Annotated in this window: 22 protein-coding genes; 8 read left to right on the top strand and 14 right to left on the bottom strand. The window is 34.3% G+C overall.

All coding sequences use genetic code 11. The features are described from left to right. Positions 1 to 158: 158 nt before the first annotated feature. The 3 genes from MQX03_RS14615 to MQX03_RS14605 all read right to left on the bottom strand — a co-directional run bounded on the left by MQX03_RS14615 (position 159) and on the right by MQX03_RS14605 (position 3,701). The gene (locus MQX03_RS14615; protein ID WP_242803938.1) at positions 159 to 941 is read right to left on the bottom strand and encodes a hypothetical protein; all 783 of its coding nucleotides are present in this window, start codon (positions 939 to 941) and stop codon (positions 159 to 161) included. Positions 942 to 1,056: 115 nt separating this feature from the next. Continuing rightward, entirely contained in the window at positions 1,057 to 2,331 is a 1,275-nt protein-coding gene (locus MQX03_RS14610; protein WP_242803936.1) for an acetyl-CoA hydrolase/transferase family protein, read from the bottom strand. A gap of 182 nt (positions 2,332 to 2,513) precedes the next feature. Beyond that, positions 2,514 to 3,701, bottom strand: a complete 1,188-nt coding sequence (locus tag MQX03_RS14605; RefSeq protein ID WP_242803934.1) for a homogentisate 1,2-dioxygenase — start codon at positions 3,699 to 3,701, stop codon at positions 2,514 to 2,516. 123 nt (positions 3,702 to 3,824) lie between these two features. Between MQX03_RS14605 and MQX03_RS14600 the strand changes: the two genes are divergently transcribed. Further along, the gene (locus MQX03_RS14600; protein WP_242803933.1) at positions 3,825 to 5,897 is read left to right on the top strand and encodes a TonB-dependent receptor plug domain-containing protein; all 2,073 of its coding nucleotides are present in this window, start codon (positions 3,825 to 3,827) and stop codon (positions 5,895 to 5,897) included. Then, on the top strand, positions 5,894 to 6,361 hold the full coding sequence (locus MQX03_RS20595) for a thioredoxin fold domain-containing protein (RefSeq protein ID WP_394801753.1): 468 nt from the start codon (positions 5,894 to 5,896) through the stop codon (positions 6,359 to 6,361). Before MQX03_RS14600 ends, MQX03_RS20595 begins: the two co-directional genes overlap by 4 nt. 5 nt (positions 6,362 to 6,366) lie before the next feature. Here MQX03_RS20595 and MQX03_RS14590 read toward each other — a convergent pair whose 3' ends face one another. Both MQX03_RS14590 and MQX03_RS14585 read right to left on the bottom strand, forming a co-directional pair. Next, positions 6,367 to 7,008, bottom strand: a complete 642-nt coding sequence (locus MQX03_RS14590) for a hypothetical protein (RefSeq protein ID WP_242803931.1) — start codon at positions 7,006 to 7,008, stop codon at positions 6,367 to 6,369. 207 nt (positions 7,009 to 7,215) lie between these two features. Continuing rightward, complete coding sequence (locus MQX03_RS14585) at positions 7,216 to 7,581, bottom strand: DUF1304 domain-containing protein (RefSeq protein WP_076561109.1); 366 nt, start codon at positions 7,579 to 7,581, stop codon at positions 7,216 to 7,218. 65 nt (positions 7,582 to 7,646) lie between these two features. Here MQX03_RS14585 and MQX03_RS14580 point away from each other — a divergent pair, with 65 nt between their 5' ends. From MQX03_RS14580 to MQX03_RS14570, 3 genes are all read left to right on the top strand, one after another. Next, positions 7,647 to 8,219, top strand: a complete 573-nt coding sequence (locus MQX03_RS14580) for a Crp/Fnr family transcriptional regulator (RefSeq protein ID WP_242803930.1) — start codon at positions 7,647 to 7,649, stop codon at positions 8,217 to 8,219. A 63-nt stretch (positions 8,220 to 8,282) separates the two neighbouring features. Then, positions 8,283 to 8,714: a DoxX family membrane protein gene (locus tag MQX03_RS14575; protein ID WP_242803929.1), complete on the top strand. Its 432-nt coding sequence runs from the start codon at positions 8,283 to 8,285 to the stop codon at positions 8,712 to 8,714. 5 nt (positions 8,715 to 8,719) lie between these two features. Continuing rightward, complete coding sequence (locus MQX03_RS14570; RefSeq protein ID WP_242803928.1) at positions 8,720 to 9,163, top strand: carboxymuconolactone decarboxylase family protein; 444 nt, start codon at positions 8,720 to 8,722, stop codon at positions 9,161 to 9,163. A 62-nt stretch (positions 9,164 to 9,225) separates the two neighbouring features. Here the strand turns inward: MQX03_RS14570 and MQX03_RS14565 are convergent, their stop codons facing one another. The 4 genes from MQX03_RS14565 to MQX03_RS14550 form a co-directional block, all read right to left on the bottom strand. Beyond that, positions 9,226 to 9,729, bottom strand: coding sequence for a PPC domain-containing DNA-binding protein (locus MQX03_RS14565; protein WP_242803927.1), 504 nt, complete (start codon positions 9,727 to 9,729; stop codon positions 9,226 to 9,228). 61 nt (positions 9,730 to 9,790) lie between these two features. Continuing rightward, entirely contained in the window at positions 9,791 to 10,543 is a 753-nt protein-coding gene (locus MQX03_RS14560) for a type 1 glutamine amidotransferase domain-containing protein (protein WP_242803926.1), read from the bottom strand. A gap of 2 nt (positions 10,544 to 10,545) precedes the next feature. After that, a complete protein-coding gene (locus MQX03_RS14555) occupies positions 10,546 to 10,833 on the bottom strand; it encodes a putative quinol monooxygenase (protein ID WP_242803925.1) in 288 nt (95 codons plus the stop codon). Then, the gene (locus MQX03_RS14550; protein ID WP_242803924.1) at positions 10,833 to 11,447 is read right to left on the bottom strand and encodes an NAD(P)H-dependent oxidoreductase; all 615 of its coding nucleotides are present in this window, start codon (positions 11,445 to 11,447) and stop codon (positions 10,833 to 10,835) included. The genes MQX03_RS14555 and MQX03_RS14550 overlap by 1 nt, the downstream gene beginning before the upstream one ends. Before the next feature lie 179 nt (positions 11,448 to 11,626). Here MQX03_RS14550 and MQX03_RS14545 point away from each other — a divergent pair, with 179 nt between their 5' ends. Then, positions 11,627 to 12,532 carry a LysR family transcriptional regulator gene (locus MQX03_RS14545; protein WP_242803923.1) on the top strand — a complete coding sequence of 302 codons (906 nt, stop codon included), beginning with the start codon at positions 11,627 to 11,629 and terminating at the stop codon, positions 12,530 to 12,532. 39 nt (positions 12,533 to 12,571) lie between these two features. Beyond that, positions 12,572 to 13,447 carry an aldo/keto reductase gene (locus MQX03_RS14540; RefSeq protein ID WP_242803922.1) on the top strand — a complete coding sequence of 292 codons (876 nt, stop codon included), beginning with the start codon at positions 12,572 to 12,574 and terminating at the stop codon, positions 13,445 to 13,447. Between the two features lie 108 nt (positions 13,448 to 13,555). Here the strand turns inward: MQX03_RS14540 and MQX03_RS14535 are convergent, their stop codons facing one another. From MQX03_RS14535 to MQX03_RS14515, 5 genes are all read right to left on the bottom strand, one after another. Continuing rightward, positions 13,556 to 14,257 carry a hypothetical protein gene (locus MQX03_RS14535; protein ID WP_242803920.1) on the bottom strand — a complete coding sequence of 234 codons (702 nt, stop codon included), beginning with the start codon at positions 14,255 to 14,257 and terminating at the stop codon, positions 13,556 to 13,558. 84 nt (positions 14,258 to 14,341) lie between these two features. Continuing rightward, the gene (locus MQX03_RS14530) at positions 14,342 to 15,679 is read right to left on the bottom strand and encodes a UDP-N-acetylmuramate--L-alanine ligase (protein ID WP_242803919.1); all 1,338 of its coding nucleotides are present in this window, start codon (positions 15,677 to 15,679) and stop codon (positions 14,342 to 14,344) included. 2 nt (positions 15,680 to 15,681) lie between these two features. Continuing rightward, positions 15,682 to 16,122: a hypothetical protein gene (locus MQX03_RS14525; RefSeq protein ID WP_242803917.1), complete on the bottom strand. Its 441-nt coding sequence runs from the start codon at positions 16,120 to 16,122 to the stop codon at positions 15,682 to 15,684. Between the two features lie 17 nt (positions 16,123 to 16,139). Continuing rightward, positions 16,140 to 16,940 (bottom strand): lysophospholipid acyltransferase family protein, encoded by an 801-nt coding sequence (locus MQX03_RS14520; protein WP_242803915.1) that lies wholly within the window; start codon positions 16,938 to 16,940, stop codon positions 16,140 to 16,142. A 28-nt stretch (positions 16,941 to 16,968) separates the two neighbouring features. After that, positions 16,969 to 17,598 (bottom strand): NUDIX hydrolase, encoded by a 630-nt coding sequence (locus MQX03_RS14515; RefSeq protein ID WP_242803913.1) that lies wholly within the window; start codon positions 17,596 to 17,598, stop codon positions 16,969 to 16,971. Positions 17,599 to 17,849: 251 nt separating this feature from the next. On the opposite strand from MQX03_RS14515, the gene MQX03_RS14510 reads away from it, so the two are divergent. Beyond that, on the top strand, positions 17,850 to 19,364 hold the full coding sequence (locus MQX03_RS14510) for a hypothetical protein (protein WP_242803911.1): 1,515 nt from the start codon (positions 17,850 to 17,852) through the stop codon (positions 19,362 to 19,364). Positions 19,365 to 19,453 lie beyond the last annotated feature (89 nt).

Below are 19,453 nucleotides of genomic sequence, written 5' to 3'. Positions count from 1 at the left end.
TTATGTAATCGGTTGCGTTATTTTTAATATATGTTAAAGTTCACTTAAGTATATTTAAGTTTAATTTTGTTTTGTTATTTAATCTATATTTGTATTAGAAACTAGATGTCGAAAGGAAGTTATTTCAAAACGATGAAAGCCGTAATTAATTACGGCTTTTATTTTTTATTATTTAATCTTCCGGCATCCGGATTGTAATTATCCCAAATTTTCCATACGTTATCAATTTTGCGAATGAAATAAATTTGTGTGTTGAGTTGATTTACAAAATGTTCTTCTCCGGTTTCTCCTACCTTGAATAAAAGATTCCAGAATTCTTGAGTTTCTAGGATTTTTTTATCAGGCTCGTCTGTAACGATATTGACATCGAATATTTCAAAATTAGAACGGTTATTTTTTGTAACCAATTCAAACTGTCTCTCGCAAAGTTCGCGGCTAAATTCTGAGGCTCTCTCCAAAAACGGAGAATTGTCAAATACAAGATCCTTAAACAAGTCTAATTTTAAGACAGGGAAATTCTTATATAAATCAAAAACGGTCGAGCAATATTGGTAAACAATATCAGTGGAAAAGACATCATCATTTAATTCTTTACCATTTAGATCATTTTCTTTTAAATGATAAATGTATGCGTTGAGATCTTTAAAGCCTAAAAAAATGCAGATCTTATCTAGCGTCTTCAAAAAACGGAGATCATTGTGGGTTTTATCCTGATAATCATTTTCAAAAAATCGCTGCAAGGTAATGTGTGAAATCGTATTTCCTAACTCAAATCTTTTATCATCTTTAAGCTCTTCTGATAAAGCAAGCTCTTCTTTGATAATTTCTGAAAGAATTATATAGTGACTTCTCTTCCATTCGTTTACCATCCCTAAAACAGAATCCTGAACTTTTGGATGTTTTACAACTTCATCTTTTATAGAATTATAAATCGTCTTCAAATGTGTAATGTTTATATAAAAAAAGTTTTCAGCAAAAAGATTGCCAAAAACTTTTTTCTCTATTTTAATTAAATGTACGTATTTTTTAGATAAATATGAGGTTTTTAGATCTTTTTTAATGCTTAAATCTTTCATAAGCCGCTCTCTCTAGCATTTCTCTGTCATCAGGATGCGCAATACTGATCAATTCCTGAGCTCTCTGACGAAGGTTTTTCCCGTATAGATAAGCCGTTCCGTATTCCGTTACCACCCAATGAATATGACCTCTTGTTGTCACAACACCTGCGCCTTGTTTTAGAAAAGGAACAATTCTTGAAACTCCTCTTTTTGTTCTTGAAGTAATAGCGATAATTGGTTTTCCGTCTTCACTTAAAGCAGCTCCTCGCATAAAATCCATTTGTCCGCCAATTCCGCTATACTGCATAGTTCCGATAGAATCTGCGCAGACTTGTCCAGTTAAATCAATTTCAATGGCAGAATTGATGGCGACCATTTTTTTGTTTCTCATAATGTTAATCGGAAAATTAACATTGCTCACATCATCAAAAGAGAAAACCGTATTATCATCTACATAATCGTATAATTTTCTTGTTCCGAAGCAGAAACTTGTGATGGTTTTATTATCGTTGTAGCCTTTATACTTATTGTTGATGACATCATTTTGAATCAAATCAATGACTCCATCACTCAACATTTCGGTGTGAACGCCTAAGTCTTTATGATTTCCTAAACATTTTAAAACCGCATCAGGTATTGTTCCGATACCCATTTGTAAGGTTGATCTGTCGTCAATCAATTCAGCTACATTTTTTCCAACGAGCATTTCATCCGGACCTACTTTTGCACCATAATCTACCGTCGGAAGTTCTTCTTCATTCCAGACTAATTTATGAATTTTGCTGATGTGAAGCATTCCGTCGCCATGAGTTCTCGGCATTAGGGGATTCACGACGGCTACAATTATTTTTGCGGTATCTACGGCAGCTCTCGCAACATCGACAGAAGTTCCCAATGTACAAAAACCGTGTTTGTCCGGAGGTGAAACCGTAATTAAAGCAACATCAAGCGGTAAAATATTTTTTCTGAATAAAATCGGAATTTCACTTAAAAAAACAGGAACAAAATCTCCACGGTCAGAATTGACAGCATCACGCACCGGTGTTGAAACAAAAAGCGAATTAATGAAAAATTTGTCCTTGTATTCAGGCTTTGCGATTTCCACATTTCCCTGTTGTGTAATGGAAACCATCTCAACATTTTCTAAGCGGTGAGACTGTCTTGCCAATTCATCAATCAGATGATTCGGAGTACATGCGCTTCCATGAAAAAACACACGGTTTCCGCTTTTAATGGTATAAATAGCTTCTTCTGCACTGATGTAATTATACATATTGAAATTTTTTATCGTTTACTTTAATATCTTAAAGATAACTCATATTCTTTATATTTAGTCTACATCTTTGGTTTGTTTGATGAAGATATTTGTCATGTTTTGATTAATGAAAAGAATAAAGGATTGAATATTTACATTCAATCCTTTTATATTTAATTTTCTTGATTATTTTCGAATGATCATTCCTGCGAACGATCTTCCAAATTATGATCCTCACTTTCCAGCCAAGAAGTTTTATAAGACGGATCTTCCACTTTCATTGCTTCTTCAGTGATTTTTAAAGGACGGAATGGGTCGACCATTACAGCATATTCTTCAGTGAATTTTTTTCCGATACTTCTTTCCATCGCTCCCGGATGAGGTCCGTGAACGATTCCGCCTGGATGAAGCGTGAAATCCATTAAGTCAATATGATTTCTACTCATGAAATCACCTTCTGTATAGAATAAAACTTCATCAGAATCAATATTTGAATGATTGTACGGAGCGGGAATTGCCAACGGATGATAATCATACATTCTTGCGCAGAACGAACAAACTACAAAATTGTGTGCCTCAAAAGTCTGGTGAATTGGTGGCGGTTGGTGAATTCTCCCAGTAATCGGTTCGAAGTTTTTAATATTAAATTTATATGGATAAAAATAACCGTCCCAGCCCACAACATCAAATGGATGCGTTGCGTAGATGAAATCAGTAATCTGATTTTCTTTTTTTACTTTAATTAAAAATTCTCCTTTTTCGTCTTTTGGTTCTACAAAAGTGGGTGCAATAATATCTCTTTCACAAAACGGAGAATGTTCCAAAAGCTGCCCGAATTCGTTTCTGTATCTCTTTGGTGTGTAAATCGGAGAATGACTTTCCACCACAAAAAATACAGTATCATCAGATTGTAATTCTACCTGATAAATCGTTCCTCTCGGAATAATCAGGTAATCGCCAACAGAAAATTCAAGATTGCCGACAAATGTTTTTAAAATCCCACTTCCTTCGTGTACAAAAAGCAGTTCGTCACATTCGGCATTCTTGTAGAAATAATCCATCGATTTTCTTGGTTTTGCCAATCCCATTTTCAGGTCATTGTTTACCAAAAGAAACTTCCTGCTGTCCAAAAAGTCATCTTCAGGAGTCACATTCATCCCTTTAAACATTCTCGGCGTCACATTTTTGTCAACCGCAATCTTTGGAGTTACATCTTTTGCTTCGCCAATTGATTTGATTTGTGTCGGTCGGTGAACATGATATAGCAAAGAAGAAATGCCGTGAAAGCCTTCTGTACCAAATAGTTGCTCGTAATAGAATTTATCTTCCGGTGACTTAAAAATCGTATGCCTTTTTGGTGGGATGTTTCCCGACTGATGATATCTCATTGTACTTTATATGTTGACTCTCAAATTTAATATTTTTTAGTGAATTCAAATTAAAAACAATTTTTTATTTAAGTTTTGCTGTTCTAAAAATAAATGTTAGTTTTGTCTAACAATTTTAATTTCATGAAGCGAATATTATTTTCTGTCATATTTTTTTCGGGTTTCTGTTTCTCTCAGGAAACGGATAGCTTAGATTTAAATCAATCTAAAAAGCTTGATTCTGCTAAAGTTTCAAGCAAAAAAGAAATTAAAACCAGAGATATTGATGATGTCGTGATTACTGGTACGCTCAAACCAATCAGCAAATCTAAAAGTCCGGTGAATGTTGAAATTTATACACAGAAATTTTTCCAGAAAAACCCAACGCCAAGTATCTTTGAAGCAATTTCTATGGTGAACGGAGTGAAGCCTCAATTGAACTGCTCGGTTTGTAATACGGGAGATATTCACATCAATGGTCTGGAAGGTCCTTATACAATGATTCTGATCGACGGAATGCCGATTGTAAGTTCGCTTTCTACCGTTTATGGATTGAGTGGAATTCCAAACAGTTTAGTTGACAGAATAGAAGTGGTAAAAGGCCCGGCTTCATCCATTTACGGTTCAGAGGCGATGGGCGGTGTGATTAATATTATCACCAAAAATGCGTTGACCGCTCCGAGATTAAGTGTTGACTTAATGACTACCAGTTGGGCAGAGAATAATGTTGACTTGTCAACAAAGTTTAATTTCGGTAAAAATGTGGCCTCATTATTAAGCTTAAATTATTTTAATTCCACTAAAAGATTTGACGAAAATAAAGACAATTTCACAGATGCCGCTCTGCAGAGCAGAATTTCAGTTTTTAATAAATGGAATTTTGTGCGAAAAGAAAACAGGCTGGCAAGTTTCGCTTTGAGGTATCTGTATGAAGACCGTTTCGGTGGAGAGATGCAGTGGAATAAGTCTTACAGGGGAAGCGATCAGGTTTACGGAGAAAGTATCTACACCAATAGAATAGAGGCTTTTGGCGTTTATCAGTGGCCAATGAAAGAAAATATTGTTACTCAGTTTTCCTACAATTTTCACGATCAGGATTCTTTCTATGGAACCAATCCTTTTTTGGCGACTCAGAAAGTAGCTTTTACCCAAACCTATTGGGATAAAAAACTCGGAAATCATGATTTGGTTTTGGGAGCGACTTTCAAAAAAACTTTTTATGATGACAATACGCCAGGGACGATGTCTTCAGACGGTTTGCAGAATGAGCCAATGAAATCACCCATTTTTGGAGCATTTATTCAGGATCAATGGGAGGTTAATGAAAAAAACACCTTGTTGTTGGGTTACCGATTTGATTATGATAAAATTCATCATTCTGTGCATTCGCCGCGTTTTGCATGGAAGTTTTCTCCGAATCCTTATCATACTTTGAGATTTAATTTCGGGACGGGTTTCAGGGTGGTGAATTTATTTACCGAAGATCATGCAGCTTTGACGGGTTCACGGGAAGTTGTGATTAAGGACAATTTAAAACCTGAAAGATCCATTAACGGAAATTTAAATTATGTCTGGAAAATTCCTGTAGGAGATAAATTAATTAATGTTGATGCCTCTGCATTTTACACGTATTTCAGCAATAAAATTGTTGGTGATTTTGATACCGATCCTCAGAAAATTATTTATGATAATTTAAATGGCTACGGAATTTCAAGAGGTGCTTCGATGAATGTCGATTTCAGTTTCAGTTTTCCGTTGAGTGTAAATTTAGGAGTTACCTATTTAGATGTTTATCAGAAATTCGATGGAGAAACCGGAAAATCCCGACAACTTCATGCCCCGAAATGGAGCGGAACTTACAGCATAACCTATAAATTTAAGAATAATCTTGCCATCGATTTTACAGGACAGTTCTATGGTCCGATGCGATTGCCTGTATTGCCCAACGATTACCGACCTGAATATTCACCGTTTTACAATCTTGCCAATATTCAGGTTTCTAAAAGTTTCAACTCCGGATTTGAAGTGTATTGCGGGGTGAAAAATTTGTTCAATTTCACGCCGAAAGATCCGTTGATGCGACCGTTTGATCCGTTTGATAATAATGTAAATGACCCAATTAATAATCCAAATCATTATACTTTTGACACAACGTATGGTTATGCTCCGATGCAGAGAATCCGAGGTTTTTTGGGTGTAAAATATAATTTGAAATGAAAAAAATAAAGTTTTTTTTAATGTTACTTTTAGTGCCTTGTTTTTATCTATCGCAGATAAAGACAGGCACTCTTTCAGATTTTAAAAAAATAGAGAAACAAAATAAGAAGCCAATTATTATTCATTTGTATACCGATTGGTGCTCAATTTGTAAAATAGAATCATTTAAATTAAGCAAGGATAAGGACTTGGTTAAAATGATGAACGAAAATTTTCATTTCATCAATTTTGAAGCTGAGAAAACAAAAGAAAAAATTAATTTTCAAGGGAAAGAATTTAATTATTTACCTAACGGAAATTCTGGAATTCATGAGTTAGCTTTGGCTTTATCTAAAAATAAAAATCAGCCCGTTTATCCGTTGTGGATTATTTTAAATGAAAATCAGGAACTGGTTTATTATCATGAAGGTCTATTTGAAACAGAGAAAATGAAGGAGAAACTAATAAAGACTCTTTTGAATTAATAAATTTATTCAAGATCGTAGATTTTAATTTCAGTATAATTAAAATATGTATCATAAAAATTAAGAGGAATAGTTTTTTTAATCTTTTTATAATATTCATTATGAGTCATGTAAATGTTTACTGTACTACCTTTAGTTAGTTTGCTATAAAAATTGGGTGAATATTGTAATGAGTCAACAGGTGAGAATTCAAATTTTGGATATTCTTTTAGATGGAGAACAATATTTGTGCTCTTTCTCTTATTCCTATAATCTTTAAAAGTTCCTTCTAATTTAATGTATCCAAAATCTCTAATACTTACGATATTATCCTGCTCCTGCTTTTTATAACAGTTTCGTGTAAAGAGGAAAAAAAGTAACCCTGAAAAAATTATTAACAAAGGAATTATATAAAACCTATAGTTGATGATTTTTTTGTTTGATTGTGTGTATTTATTTTTGCAATAATTAATTACTTCATCGTAATTTGGTTCTTCATCTTTATAAAAAGTAATCTTTTTATCAGGAAATTGAACCTCCAATTTAAGAGTATGTACAACAGAATCTTTAGTTTCTTTTCTGTAATATTCTTCTGAAAAGTATATTTTGTTATTAGGAACTAATATTTTCTTTCCAAAAAAGTTTATTAGCTCTGTTTTATCGTTCAAAATGATCATTTTAAAAATATTTGACAATGAGAAATAAATCATCATTGAATAAATAGTAAAAATGATACAGCCGAATGACAAATCAAGAAAACCTTTTTTAACTAAAATGAAAGGCAATCCAAAAATTGAAATAAATGCTAAGTTAAATTCATTGTCAAAAAACTTTCTTTTGTATATGAACTTTGTTTCAGGCATTTTGTTTCTCAATTACTTCAACAAAACCGCAACAATCGCTAAAATAGCAGGTAAAGCCTGAACAAAAAATATTTTCTTTGTCGCAGAAATGGCACCGTAGATTCCTGCAATCGCTACACAGCTCAAGAAAAACAAAGCAATATTGGTTTGCCATTTTTCATCTTCAATGAAAAAAGACCAGATCAATCCTGCGGCAAGAAAACCATTGTACAATCCCTGATTGGCTGCCAAACCTTTTGTCGGTTTGAACATTTCAGGTGGTAAAGCCGCTTTGAAAACTTCTTTTCCTTTGGTTTCCCAGGCGAACATTTCCATCCAGAGAATATATAAATGCTCTAAAGCCACAACTGCAATAAGAATTTTAGCAACAATTTCCATGATTCGATTTTTTATCATTGTAAAACTAAAAAAATAAAGTTAAGTTTGAGTATTCAATTTTAAAAATGGAAACTTTTAAAGCTCATTTAGATAAATTTATTACTGTAAGTGAAGAAGAATTTGCTTCGATATCTTCTTTCTTTAAAGTTTTGGAAGTAAAGAAAAAAGAGAATTTGATGTCAGAAGGTGATTTATGTAAATTCAAATATTTTGTTTTAAAAGGTTGTCTGAGAAAGTTCTTCATCAATGAAAAAGGAGTTGAGCAAACTACCGAATTTGCTATTGAAAACTGGTGGTTGGCAGATAATTTTGCATTCGAACAAAAAGTAAAAACTGAGTTTAATATTCAGGCAGTTGAGAAATCGACAATTATGATGATTGATTTTCAGTCTCAGGAACTTTTGCTGGAAAAACATCCAATCATGGAACGTTATTTCAGAATGATTTATCAACGTGCTTATTCTGCTGCCGAAAAGCGGATCCGCTATCTTTATGAAATGAGTAAAGAAGAATATTACATTCATTTCAGTACGCTTTATCCTTGGTTTATACAGAGGATTCCGCAATATTTACTGGCTTCATTTTTAGGTTTCACTCCGGAATATTTAAGTGAGATCAGGGCGAAATTACGTTCTTAAACCAGTTTAAGATTTTTGCGGTTTCTATGTCGCAACTTTGTCATGTAATAAGGAGCCAATATCATGACAGACCAAAAGATTTTATTTCCACAATTATTTTTAAGATTCGCAATCGCAGTTACAATGCTATCTGCCGTTGCAGATCGGTTTGGTTTTTGGGGAGAAAATTCGGCCTGGGGAAACTGGGAGAATTTTGAAAAATACACAAAACAGTTAACTTTTTTCCTTCCTGAAATTCTAAGCACATTTTCAGCTTACACTGCTACTTTTTTAGAAATTATTTTTCCATTGATGTTGATTTTCGGGTTTAAAACTAAAATCGCAGCATACGGAACAGGTTTTTTATTGCTGATTTTTGCCCTTTCGATGACGATTGCATTAGGAATTAAAGCTCCTTTAGACTATTCGGTTTGGGTAGGAAGTGCAGCGGCCTTTTTACTGGTAACACAAAAAGAATATTTTTTTTCAATAGATACATTAATTAAAAAATCATAAATAGTATGAGCGCAAGATTCAACATGGCAACGACGCACGATGCCGCTTACAAAGCAGGAATTGGAATGGAGGCTGCCCTTCAAAACAGTTTTTTAACTCCTATTCAGAAAGAATTAATTAAAATCAGAGCTTCCCAGATCAACGGATGTGCCTTCTGTCTGGATATGCACACGAAAGATGCCTTGAAATACGGTGAAACTCCGCAGAGAATTTTTCTTTTGAATGCATGGAGAGATGCAAAAGAATTGTTCACAGAAGAAGAACAGGTAATTTTAATGGTTGCAGAAGAGGTAACATTAATCAGTCAAAAAGGACTTTCTGAGGAAACTTACGAGAAGGCGAAAGTACTTTTTAATGAAACGCAGATTGCAGATATTATCATGGCTGCTGTTTCGATTAATATGTGGAACAGAATTGCAATCAGTACCCATTTACCGATAGCAAGGTAATTCAGTTTTGCCTTTAACAAAAATAGCTTCCCAGAATTTGAGAAGCTATTTTTGTTTAATAATTATTGTTGACAATTCAGTTGAAGCACGTTAGCATTCAAAGGTTGTTCTATTTTCCTTTCTAATTTTTTATCATTAACGGTTACATAGATTTCCATCGAGCCCGTTCCGACGTGAAGGGAAAGAAGATGACCGCCGTACGCATCAAATTTCTCATCAGTTGCGACTCCATGAACGTGGATTGACGGACCTTTTTCATTCCATGCAATTGAACCCGTCAGACTTCCCATCTCAACTTTTTTAAACGTCTTGGGATTAAATTTTTTAGCTTGAAAATCGTAAAATCCAAAAGTTACTTCTTTCGCAAAACCAATTCCCGTAAAGCTTGCGGACGGAATATTCTCAGTCTTTGCAAGATTCTCAATCTGAGCCAGGACATCATCATTTTCACGAAGTACCATCAGATAACCTGTGGGAGTTTTTGTGTATCTGCAAATTTCTTTCTTCTGTGCTGAAAAATTACACATCAGAAATATTGTGAATAGAAAAGTTGGAAGTAGTTTCATGTCTTGATTTTTAATTGATGTAATGAAATATTTACACCAATTTGAATTAAAAAGTATGAAGTTATTTTTTCAACTCACTCAAAATCGCCTCGCCTACACTTTTTGCAGATTGCGGATTTTGTCCTGTGATCACTCTTTGGTCTGTCACAACATGATTCTGCCAAAGTCCAGATTTCTCAAATTTCGCACCTCTTTCTTTCAATTTATCTTCTAAAAGAAAAGGAACTACATGTGTCAGTTTTACTTCAGATTCTTCTTCATTCGTAAACGCATTGATCTTCTTTCCATCAACCAAATATTTTCCATTATTCAGTTTGATATTCACCAGACCAGCAGGTCCATGACAAACTCCTGCGACAATTCCTCCGTTTTCATAGATGATAGAAGCAATTTTTGCCAATTCTGTATTGTCTGCGAAATCCCACATCGCACCGTGACCGCCTGCGTAAAAAATTGTTGAATAATCTTCAGGCTTTACTTCTGATGGTTTCAAGGAATGATCTATTTTAGTTTTGTATTCTTTGTTTTCCCAAAATTCTTTGTTGACAGGATCTTTCAAATCAAATCCATCGACAGGTGGGGTTCCGCCTTTTGGACTTACAAAATCAATTTCGTAACCGGCTTTGTGAAGGACTTCCCATGGATGCGAAACTTCACCGAGGTAGTATCCTGTATCTTCTCCTGTATCACCTTTTTTGTCGTGACTTGTTACCACGAAAAGAATTTTCTTTTTCATATTCTTTGATTTTTTGGTTTGAGAATTAACAAATCCTATTGTAAAAACGGAAAGAATTAATAATGCTAATTTTTTCATATTTAAATAATTTCTGTTAAATAAATCTGTGGCTTTTCCTGCAGTTTTTCATCAACCAAATCTCCGAAAGCTTTTATATATGATTGCTCGTTATGTTGTTTCAAACCTTCTTCGCTTTTCCAGATTTCATAGAAAATGAAATGATTTTTATCTTCAATTCCCTGATGAAGTGCGTACAATTCGTTGGCTTCTTCTTTTTTTGTTTCTGTTACCATCTTCTGAAGAACTTCCAAAACTTCGGTTCTGTGTTCTTCTTTTGCTTTGATGATTGCTGTGAGATAGATTTTCATTAGGCTAATTGTGGTTTTAATTCTTTCTCGAAAACGGTTGTAACGTGTTCTCTGTACAATTTCATGTCACGCTCAATATTTGCATTTTTTTCTACATCATGAAAATGAAAACTCTCCATTTTTTCCAATGAAACGAAAGAGTTCATTCTGTGAAAACCGAATAACGGTCCGTTGTCAACACTTGTTTCGCTGAAAAATTCTCCGGGAAGTGTGAAGGCAGTTTCCGGTGCATTCCAGCTTGTAGTAAGCATGTATTTTCTTCCGCCCAACATTCCGCCGGTTCCGTAGTTGATTTTTGGGTTATCAGAAGATCTTCCGTCGCTCATGTAAATTCCTTTGGCATGGCCGGCTGTGAAAACTTCATCAATATATTTTTTGAAACCATTCGGCAATTGAAACCACCAGATTGGGGTGTGATAGATAATAAAATCTGCCCAAACAAATTTCTCCACTTCTTCATTTTTATCGTAACCTTCGCTGATATTCGAAATTTTAATTTCTACATTTTCAAATTCTTTTAAGGCTTCCAAAGTGTTTTCTGCAATCGTCTGATTATATTTTCCTCCGGAATGTCCGAAATTTTGTCCGCCGTTAATAACTAATACTTTTTTCATTTTTAGTAAATGTTTAAATTTTATGATGCAAAGTTATGGCTGGTCTTTGTATAATAAAAATAACATAAATTATAGTTTTGTATTATAATTATGATAATAAAATTGTCTATTTTTAAAAACTTAGTCCTAACTTGCGAAGCGAAATCGACAATTAATAATTCATTTTATAATTAAAAATTATGGTTAATTTAGAATGGTATCGAACTTTCAAAGCGATTTATAAAACCGGAACTTTAACCGGAGCGGCAGATTCTCTGTTTATTTCGCAACCCGGAGTGAGCCTTCATTTAGGTTCATTGGAAGCGTATGTCGGGTATAAATTATTTGACAGGACAGGACGGAAAATGATTCCGACTGAGAGAGGGAAAGTTTTGTTCAACGCAGTTTCCGAAGCTTTATCTAAATTGGAAGATGTGGAAAAAAACTTTCAGAAATCGACTGAAAAGACCACCCCGACCATCAGTGTAGGAATGTGCTTTGAAACTTTTCAGACAACTCTGGAACAATATGTTTCAACATTAGATTTTAATTTAATTATCAGCTTTGGCGAATATCCTGAAATGCTCGATCAGCTTGATAAAGGAATTTTAGATTTAATCATTACTCCAAAAAAAGGAACTTCTCCCAACATTCTGCACGAAGCATTTTCTTCTGAACAAATTATTTTAGTTGGCGGAAAAAATGTTGATACAGATAGTTTTAAAGAGGTTTTAAAAACCGAAGATTTTAAGGAAATCGAAAGTTGGCTGAAACAGGAAAAATGGTACGGAACAACCGGAGATATGGAGCATCTTTTTCAGTTTTGGCTGTTGAATTTTGGGCATAAACCTAATTTCAGACCCAATTATATTGTTCCAAACCTGAATTCCATTATCCGTTGTCTGAAAGGCGGGATTGGATTGGCTGTGGTTCCTGATTTTTTATGCAAAAATGAAATAGAAAATGGTGATGTGAAACTGATTTGGGAAGGCGAAAAAAAATTAGAAAATACCTTGTACTTTGGTTGTAGAAAACAAACGATGTATCAGAATGAAATTGATCATATCAAAGGTTTGTTCCGACAGATTATGGGAAAAATTAATTAGAACTTACAATAAATTTATTTTAAATTAAAAAAAGCAATTATGCAACAAAAAACATACACAGGACAGCCTGTAATTACATTGAATAACGGAATTGATATTCCCGCTTTAGGCTTTGGAGTCTGGCAAATGGAAGATATGCAGGAATGCGAGAACGCTGTTGTAAAAGCCATTGAAGTGGGCTACAGAATGATTGATACGGCTGCTATTTACCAAAATGAAACTGCTGTTGGAAATGCTATAAAAAATAGTGGAGTAGATAGAGAGGACTTGTTTGTAACTTCCAAATTATGGGTTCAGGATACAACCTATGACAAGGCGAAAGCTGCTTTTCAAAGGACTCTCGACAGATTGCAATTGGATTATCTGGATATGTATCTTATCCACTGGCCTTACTCGGATTTTATGGGAGCTTGGAAGGCAATGGAAGAGTTGTATCATGAAGGGAAAATCAAAGCGATTGGTGTTTGTAATTTCACAGTTGAAAAATTAGAGGAATTAAAAGCAAATTCTACAGTTCTTCCTGTGATTAACCAAATTGAATTACACCCGATTTTCCAACAAAAAGAACTTCAGGTTTACAATAAAGAAAATAACATTGTAACTCAACCTTGGAGCCCGCTGGGAAATGGAAATGCAGAACTTTTAGAAAATCAGGATTTAAAAAATATTGCCGAAAAATACAACAAAACAGTTGCTCAGGTTATTCTGAGGTGGCATTTGCAGGAAGGTTTCTGTGTGATTCCTAAGTCTGTGACGCCTTCAAGAATTGAAGAGAATTTTAATGTTTTTGATTTTGAATTATCAGAAGAAGAAATGAATGTTGTCCGTTCTTTAGACACCGGAAAAAGATTGTTTTTTGACCCGAAAGATCCGTCTTGGGAAGAAAAAATGTTGAATGCTGTGGCAGATATTTAGTAAGTTATAAAATAAAAAAACTCTTTCAGATTTATTTCAGAAAGAGTTTTTTACATTTTTAATGAGTAGTTTGAAAATTTTCTAGCTAAGAAAGAATTATTCTGTACATTAATTAATCATGTTTTTTGACATCCAGGTTTTCATATTCTGATAAAAGTTGTATACTGCACTATGATCATCATCATCAAGTATACTTCTATCTTCAAGTTTGATCTCTTTACAATCATCATAAAGCTTTACAATAATCTGATATAAATAAGGATCAATCTTTTCTAGTTCTACTAAGTCATTTGAATAATCAAACTGATCATTTGGATCTGCTATTATTGATACAATTCTTCCTATATATGGGTCTACAACATTTAAATTTATTCGGTTACCGGTGTTGTAATGTTCTCTTAAAAATTGTAATTCCTGGGTTGTGCATTTGTAAAGATTGTAGTCAACTATAAATTTCTTTCTGTCAAATCCCATTTCTAAATAGATAGGAAGCATTTTCACATGATCCAAACAATTTCCCATGTGTTCAAGTAATTTGTCAGACATAATATTGGATAAAATGCTACTATCTTTGATTGTAAGTTTTAATCCAGCACCAATGTAAAATTCTTTAAGCCTCAAATAGATATGCAACAATTCATGTGTGAATGAATCTTTACACAAGTGCTTGCTGTCAATGTAAAAAATGACACTGTCATTTTGTGAATAACAACCATAATTTCCATTAATGGTATCTACAAATGAAATATTAAATTTCTCTTGAATGTCATTCCATAAATTTTGGTTTCTTGAATCTAAAAGTTCTGTCATGATGCGGTTTTAGCATTATTGATAACTTACATATGCAAAACGAAGTTATGGAATTAAATCAATTATATATTAGTGATAAAAATCTTATTTAGCTAAATCCAATCCCCCAAAATTACCCGAACTCATCATCATATAAACTCCTTTAGTTTTATCTAATAAATCCCAGTAAGCATGAAGTTCTTCAGCATTGGTAAAGACTTTCAGATTTTCGTTCTTAAATTTTTCTTTGATCAAGTCGGGAGAAATCGGCTCCATTCTTTTGATTTTTAAAGCATCTTCGGAATAGAAAACGATAGCTTCATCCAGACCATCCATTGCGTGATCATATTGTTCTAAAAATACAGGGTTTAAACTTGAATAAGTGTGTAGCTCAAGAAAGCCATATTTTTTTTCGTTTTTAAACTGCTCACAGAAAGCTTTTACCACAGCTTTTACTTTGCTGGGAGCATGTGCGAAGTCTTTATAAAGAATTCCCTTGTCTTCTCTTTCAACTTTCTCAAGACGTTTAGAAGCCCCTTTAAAACTCATGATGGCATCATAGAAATCTTCATCCATGATACCTAAAGTATGACAGATATGCCTTGCTCCTTCAAGATTTAATAAATTGTGTGCTCCAAAAACAGAAAGCGGAATATCTCCCATTTCGGTTTTTAAATGAACTTTTCCACTGACGATTTCATATTCGGGAGTTTTGTAAGGGATTTTTCTGAAATAATTTTCAGCATTTTCAACTACTTTTACAACTTCTGGATCTTCTTCATTGTACACCAAAACTCCTCCCGGAGTAATGCTTGCAACGAATTTTCTAAATTGCTCAATGTAATCATCAAATGTTTTGAAAACATTGATGTGATCCCAGGCAATTCCGCTCATTAAAGCGATATTGGGTTGATACAGTAAGAATTTTGAACGAAGATCGATAGGTGAGGAAAGATATTCGTCCCCTTCTAAAACCATAAAATCATTATCTTTCGTTAGTTTTACCATGCAGTCGAAACCTTCCAGCTGAGCACCCACCATAAAATCCACATCTTTCTGATGAAAATTCAGAACATGAAGAATCATTGATGTGATCGTCGTTTTCCCGTGAGAGCCTGCGATGACAACTCTCGTTTTGGTTTTTGACTGTTCGTATAAAAATTCAGGATAAGAATATATTTTTAGACCTAATTCCTTTGCTTTTGCCAGTTCAGGATTGTCCTGATGAGCGTGCATTCCAAGAATGATAGCATCAATATCTGAAGTTATTTTCTCAGGAAACCAGCCTAATTCTTCGGGAAGAATTCCTTTTTTCTCAAGTCTTGATTTTGAAGGTTCAAAAATGGCATCATCTGAGCCTGAAACTTCATATCCTTTATCTTTTAACGCAATCGCAAGGTTGTGCATGGCGCTTCCGCCGATGGCAATGAAATGGGTTTTCAAATTTATGGAGTGTTTTTTACGTTTTTACTGATGGTGTTTTGGAAAGTATTCACGATCTGATCCCAATTTTTCTGAGACTGAGGCATAATCATGCTGGCATCGGTTTTATTGGCACTGTTTTCACCATTTTTTACATTGATGGAAACGGCAATGCGGTCGTATATTTTTTTGTGATCTTCGGCAATATGTCTGAAGTTATTCTGAGTCAGAACCTGATTAAGATTCTGAATTTCTTCACTGGTAAGTTTGAAAGTTGTTTTGGATTTCTTTCCCTGACCTTCGAAAGAATAATGTGCTTCATTCCCTTTGATCAAAAGGTTTTCATAGATCGGTGCATAACCTCCGCTTTTTGAATAACTGATATCAAAATCTGAATAAACTTTCTGGCTGTTACAAGAAACCGTAATCATGATTAATAGGAATATTGCTATTAATTTTTTCATAATGACTTTAAATTTTTTTATGGATTGGGTTGTTCAGACTTCTTTGCTTTAATTTCTTCATCATACGTATGAAGTACGTTGAAATCTTCAGTCTGCTCAATAGCGGTCATGATTTTCAGAAGAATTTGTTGTGCATTTTCTTCGTCGTAGTTGATATCTAATGGTTTTTTAAATTCCATTGTTGGTTTTACTCCGGTTACTTTTACACGAAGCCCTTTTTTATCAAACGCTCTTCTAAATCCATTTATTTTAATTGGAATAACAATTGGTCTTTGATTTTTAATCAATTTTGCCGTTCCTTTTCTTCCCTGTGCAAATGCTGCGGTGGTTCCCTGCGGGAAAGTTGCCACCCAACCGTTATCTAAGGCCTTCATGATATTATCAATTTCTCTCAAATCAACCATTCTGTTGACATTTTTACCTTCGGCTCTCCATGTTCTTTTAACTGTTACTGCGCCTGCGATTTTAAAAATTTTCGGAAGGATGCCTTTATTCATGGTTTCTTCGGCTGCAACGTAATAAAAATCAACTCTTGGATTAAGAAGGTAAATCGGATTTTTTATCGTGTTTAAATAGCCATTGTTTACCGCACAAAATGCATGATACATTGCAGCAACGTCAGCAAAATAAGTCTGATGATTGGAAACGAAAAGGACATTAGAATCCGGAAGGTCTACTAAATGTTCTGTTCCGGTGATTTTCAGCTTATTAAAACCGTTAAATCTTCTGTAAGAAATAATTCCCAGAATAAAAATGATAAACCTTTTTAAAAAATAAGGAGTGCCGAACGAATCGGTGAATATGTTCTTCTTCGCCATTTTTCAATTAAACATAATATCTGCAAAGTTACATTTTTTTAATCAACTGACTGAACTCGCTGAGTATCATTGCGGTTGCTCCCCAAATGATATATCCGTTGAAATTAATTACAGGAACTTCTTTTCCTCTTGCACCTGGCAATGACATTATTTCCGGTGAATCCGGTAGATTTAAAAATGAGGTGATTGGAAATTCAATAACTTCTACGGCCTCACTTTCCTGAAGAATAAACTCAGGATTTCTTTTCGAATATGAAATGTAAGGATAAACATAAAAATTACTTGGCGGAATGTAAATAGGAGACATTTCACGGATGATTCTTACATAAGGTTTTTCTAAACCGATTTCTTCTGATGTCTCACGAACGGCAGTTTCAGCAAAATCTCTGTCATATTCCTCACGTTTTCCTCCGGGTAAAGATATTTGTCCGCTGTGTCTGTCGCGCTCATTTTCTGTTCTTTGGATGAGTGGGAAAAACCATTCGTTATCCCTTAGATAAAGAACAATATTTACGGCAGCAAATTTTGGATTGTTTTCTATAATCTGATCATGGGTAAGAACTTCACGGTATGGCGGCGAGAAAACTCCATGTGCATTGGCGCCGCCGAGCTGAGCTTTTTTGATTTTTTGCAGTAAATCTTTTCCAAAACTTTCCATATCTCAAAATTACTAATATATCTTATAAAAAGGAATACTTGTTGATGTTAATTAACCATAATTTTTCTTTCAATTTCTCTACCGTATTTTTACGTAGTTCTCAACTACCTATTACTAATGACTATCTTAAACTGAAAACGGTTACGATTCAAACTGTATCCAATGATATTATAAATTTACCCTTTTACGGTGGTATTTTTCAGGTTGTGATAGCTCTAAATTTGTATCACTAACCAATAAAATTTCTTACCATGAAAAAATTAGTAACAGGAGCCTTTGTTATTTTATCAGCAAGCTTCGCTTTAGCACAAAACAGTGATAATGATGTAACACAAACTGGAAACAATAATTCTGCAACGGTTTCACAAACAAGTTTGCAGACTTTTGGAAACGAGAATAAGACTGTGCAGACAGGTAACAATAATAGCGTAAATGTAAGCCAAAGAAGTAATAGTGCGCGTAATAAAGCACAAAGTACACAAGATGGAACATTAAATCAGGCAACAGTATCACAAGGTCAGGGATTTTCTGCCGGAGGAGTTGAGGTTGTTCAGGATCAAACAGGTCTGGCAAACAGAACTACTGCGACACAGCAATTTACTTATGGGTCTAAAATTACTCAAAATCAAGACGGTACTTTTAATACAGCTACTTCTACACAAGGTGGTGGAGATGTAAGATCAAAAATCCTTCAGAATCAGGATGGTAATTTTAACTCGGCTACTGCTTCTCAAAGTCAGGTAGGATATACTCGTCCAACAGGTGTTTATAGCTCTGCCAATGATATTAATCAAATGCAGGAAGGTAGCCTGAATGCAGCTACAGCTTCTCAGGTTGGATATTTAAATGATCTTGATCAAGTGCAGGATGGATATTTAAACACAGCATCTTCTAATCAATCTGGTGATGGCCACAAGGTTTTACAAGATCAGGATGGTAACTTCAATGTTGCATCGGCTGTACAAACAGGATCTCGTCAAAAATCAACTCAAAATCAAGACGGAAATTTGAACAACGCTTCATCTACTCAGTCTGGTAATGACAATACTGCACAACAAACTCAAAACGGAAACTTTAACCGTGCTACTTCTTTACAAACAGGAGGTTCTTCTTGGAATACTCAAAATCAAACAGGTAACAGTAACATTGTGTCTGCAAAACAATCCGGAGGAATTTACAACGGAGCAATGCAAAGCCAAAACAATAGAAACAACAATGCTGATTTAGAACAAATCGGAAGCTATAACGAAGCCGGACAGTTCCAAACAGGATTGAGAAACATTGCTGAAGGTACTCAAACAGGTGACCGTAACTCTATGGAATCTGACCAAAATGGTAATGATAACGAAGCATATGTTACTCAAGTAAATAATTATAACAGAACTGAGATAGACCAAATAGGAAATAGAAACTATGCAAGTGCTGACCAAGGCGGAACAGCAAGCAGCATTGCAACTAGAAACACTATTGATATGTTCCAAAGAGGTAATGATAACGAATCTATCGGAGAGCAATCTGGTGGAAACAGCAACCTTTTGGTTACTAACCAATATGGTAACAGTAATATCTCTGAAGGCTACCAAATGGGTAATAGCAACACAGCTACTATCAATCAAGGTTCAGGAGCACTTAATGCAAATAGTAACGAATCATATATTACTCAAAATGGTAATACCAATGCAGTTACTGTAAACCAAATGACTAACGGAAACTATCATATTTCAAACCAAGTTGGTAATGCAAATACTGTTGTAGTTAATCAATAAGCAGACAATAGTTTCTTTTACTTAAAATGAATGTGTTAAGAATTTAATTTTCTATACGTAATCAAAAAGGCAAATTAATTTCATTCATA

It is taken from the genome of Chryseobacterium aahli (genome assembly GCF_022699665.1).
Classification (GTDB): domain Bacteria; phylum Bacteroidota; class Bacteroidia; order Flavobacteriales; family Weeksellaceae; genus Chryseobacterium; species Chryseobacterium aahli.
This window is presented reverse-complemented; position numbering and strand designations above follow the sequence as displayed.

Excerpts from the sequence above, each read along its gene's own strand:
- MQX03_RS14515 (WP_242803913.1), bottom strand. The coding sequence starts at position 17,598 with ATGGAAAGTTTTGGAAAAGATTTACTGCAAAAAATCAAAAAAGCTCAG.
- MQX03_RS14605 (WP_242803934.1), bottom strand. The coding sequence starts at position 3,701 with ATGAGATATCATCAGTCGGGAAACATCCCACCAAAAAGGCATACGATT.
- MQX03_RS14520 (WP_242803915.1), bottom strand. The coding sequence starts at position 16,940 with ATGGCGAAGAAGAACATATTCACCGATTCGTTCGGCACTCCTTATTTT.
- MQX03_RS14570 (WP_242803928.1), top strand. The coding sequence starts at position 8,720 with ATGAGCGCAAGATTCAACATGGCAACGACGCACGATGCCGCTTACAAA.
- MQX03_RS14555 (WP_242803925.1), bottom strand. The coding sequence starts at position 10,833 with ATGAAAATCTATCTCACAGCAATCATCAAAGCAAAAGAAGAACACAGA.
- MQX03_RS14545 (WP_242803923.1), top strand. The coding sequence starts at position 11,627 with ATGGTTAATTTAGAATGGTATCGAACTTTCAAAGCGATTTATAAAACC.
- MQX03_RS14540 (WP_242803922.1), top strand. The coding sequence starts at position 12,572 with ATGCAACAAAAAACATACACAGGACAGCCTGTAATTACATTGAATAAC.
- MQX03_RS14525 (WP_242803917.1), bottom strand. The coding sequence starts at position 16,122 with ATGAAAAAATTAATAGCAATATTCCTATTAATCATGATTACGGTTTCT.
- MQX03_RS14550 (WP_242803924.1), bottom strand. The coding sequence starts at position 11,447 with ATGAAAAAAGTATTAGTTATTAACGGCGGACAAAATTTCGGACATTCC.
- MQX03_RS14610 (WP_242803936.1), bottom strand. The coding sequence starts at position 2,331 with ATGTATAATTACATCAGTGCAGAAGAAGCTATTTATACCATTAAAAGC.
- MQX03_RS14600 (WP_242803933.1), top strand. The coding sequence starts at position 3,825 with ATGAAGCGAATATTATTTTCTGTCATATTTTTTTCGGGTTTCTGTTTC.
- MQX03_RS14560 (WP_242803926.1), bottom strand. The coding sequence starts at position 10,543 with ATGAAAAAATTAGCATTATTAATTCTTTCCGTTTTTACAATAGGATTT.
- MQX03_RS14585 (WP_076561109.1), bottom strand. The coding sequence starts at position 7,581 with ATGGAAATTGTTGCTAAAATTCTTATTGCAGTTGTGGCTTTAGAGCAT.
- MQX03_RS14565 (WP_242803927.1), bottom strand. The coding sequence starts at position 9,729 with ATGAAACTACTTCCAACTTTTCTATTCACAATATTTCTGATGTGTAAT.
- MQX03_RS14535 (WP_242803920.1), bottom strand. The coding sequence starts at position 14,257 with ATGACAGAACTTTTAGATTCAAGAAACCAAAATTTATGGAATGACATT.
- MQX03_RS14580 (WP_242803930.1), top strand. The coding sequence starts at position 7,647 with ATGGAAACTTTTAAAGCTCATTTAGATAAATTTATTACTGTAAGTGAA.
- MQX03_RS20595 (WP_394801753.1), top strand. The coding sequence starts at position 5,894 with ATGAAAAAAATAAAGTTTTTTTTAATGTTACTTTTAGTGCCTTGTTTT.
- MQX03_RS14510 (WP_242803911.1), top strand. The coding sequence starts at position 17,850 with ATGAAAAAATTAGTAACAGGAGCCTTTGTTATTTTATCAGCAAGCTTC.
- MQX03_RS14575 (WP_242803929.1), top strand. The coding sequence starts at position 8,283 with ATGACAGACCAAAAGATTTTATTTCCACAATTATTTTTAAGATTCGCA.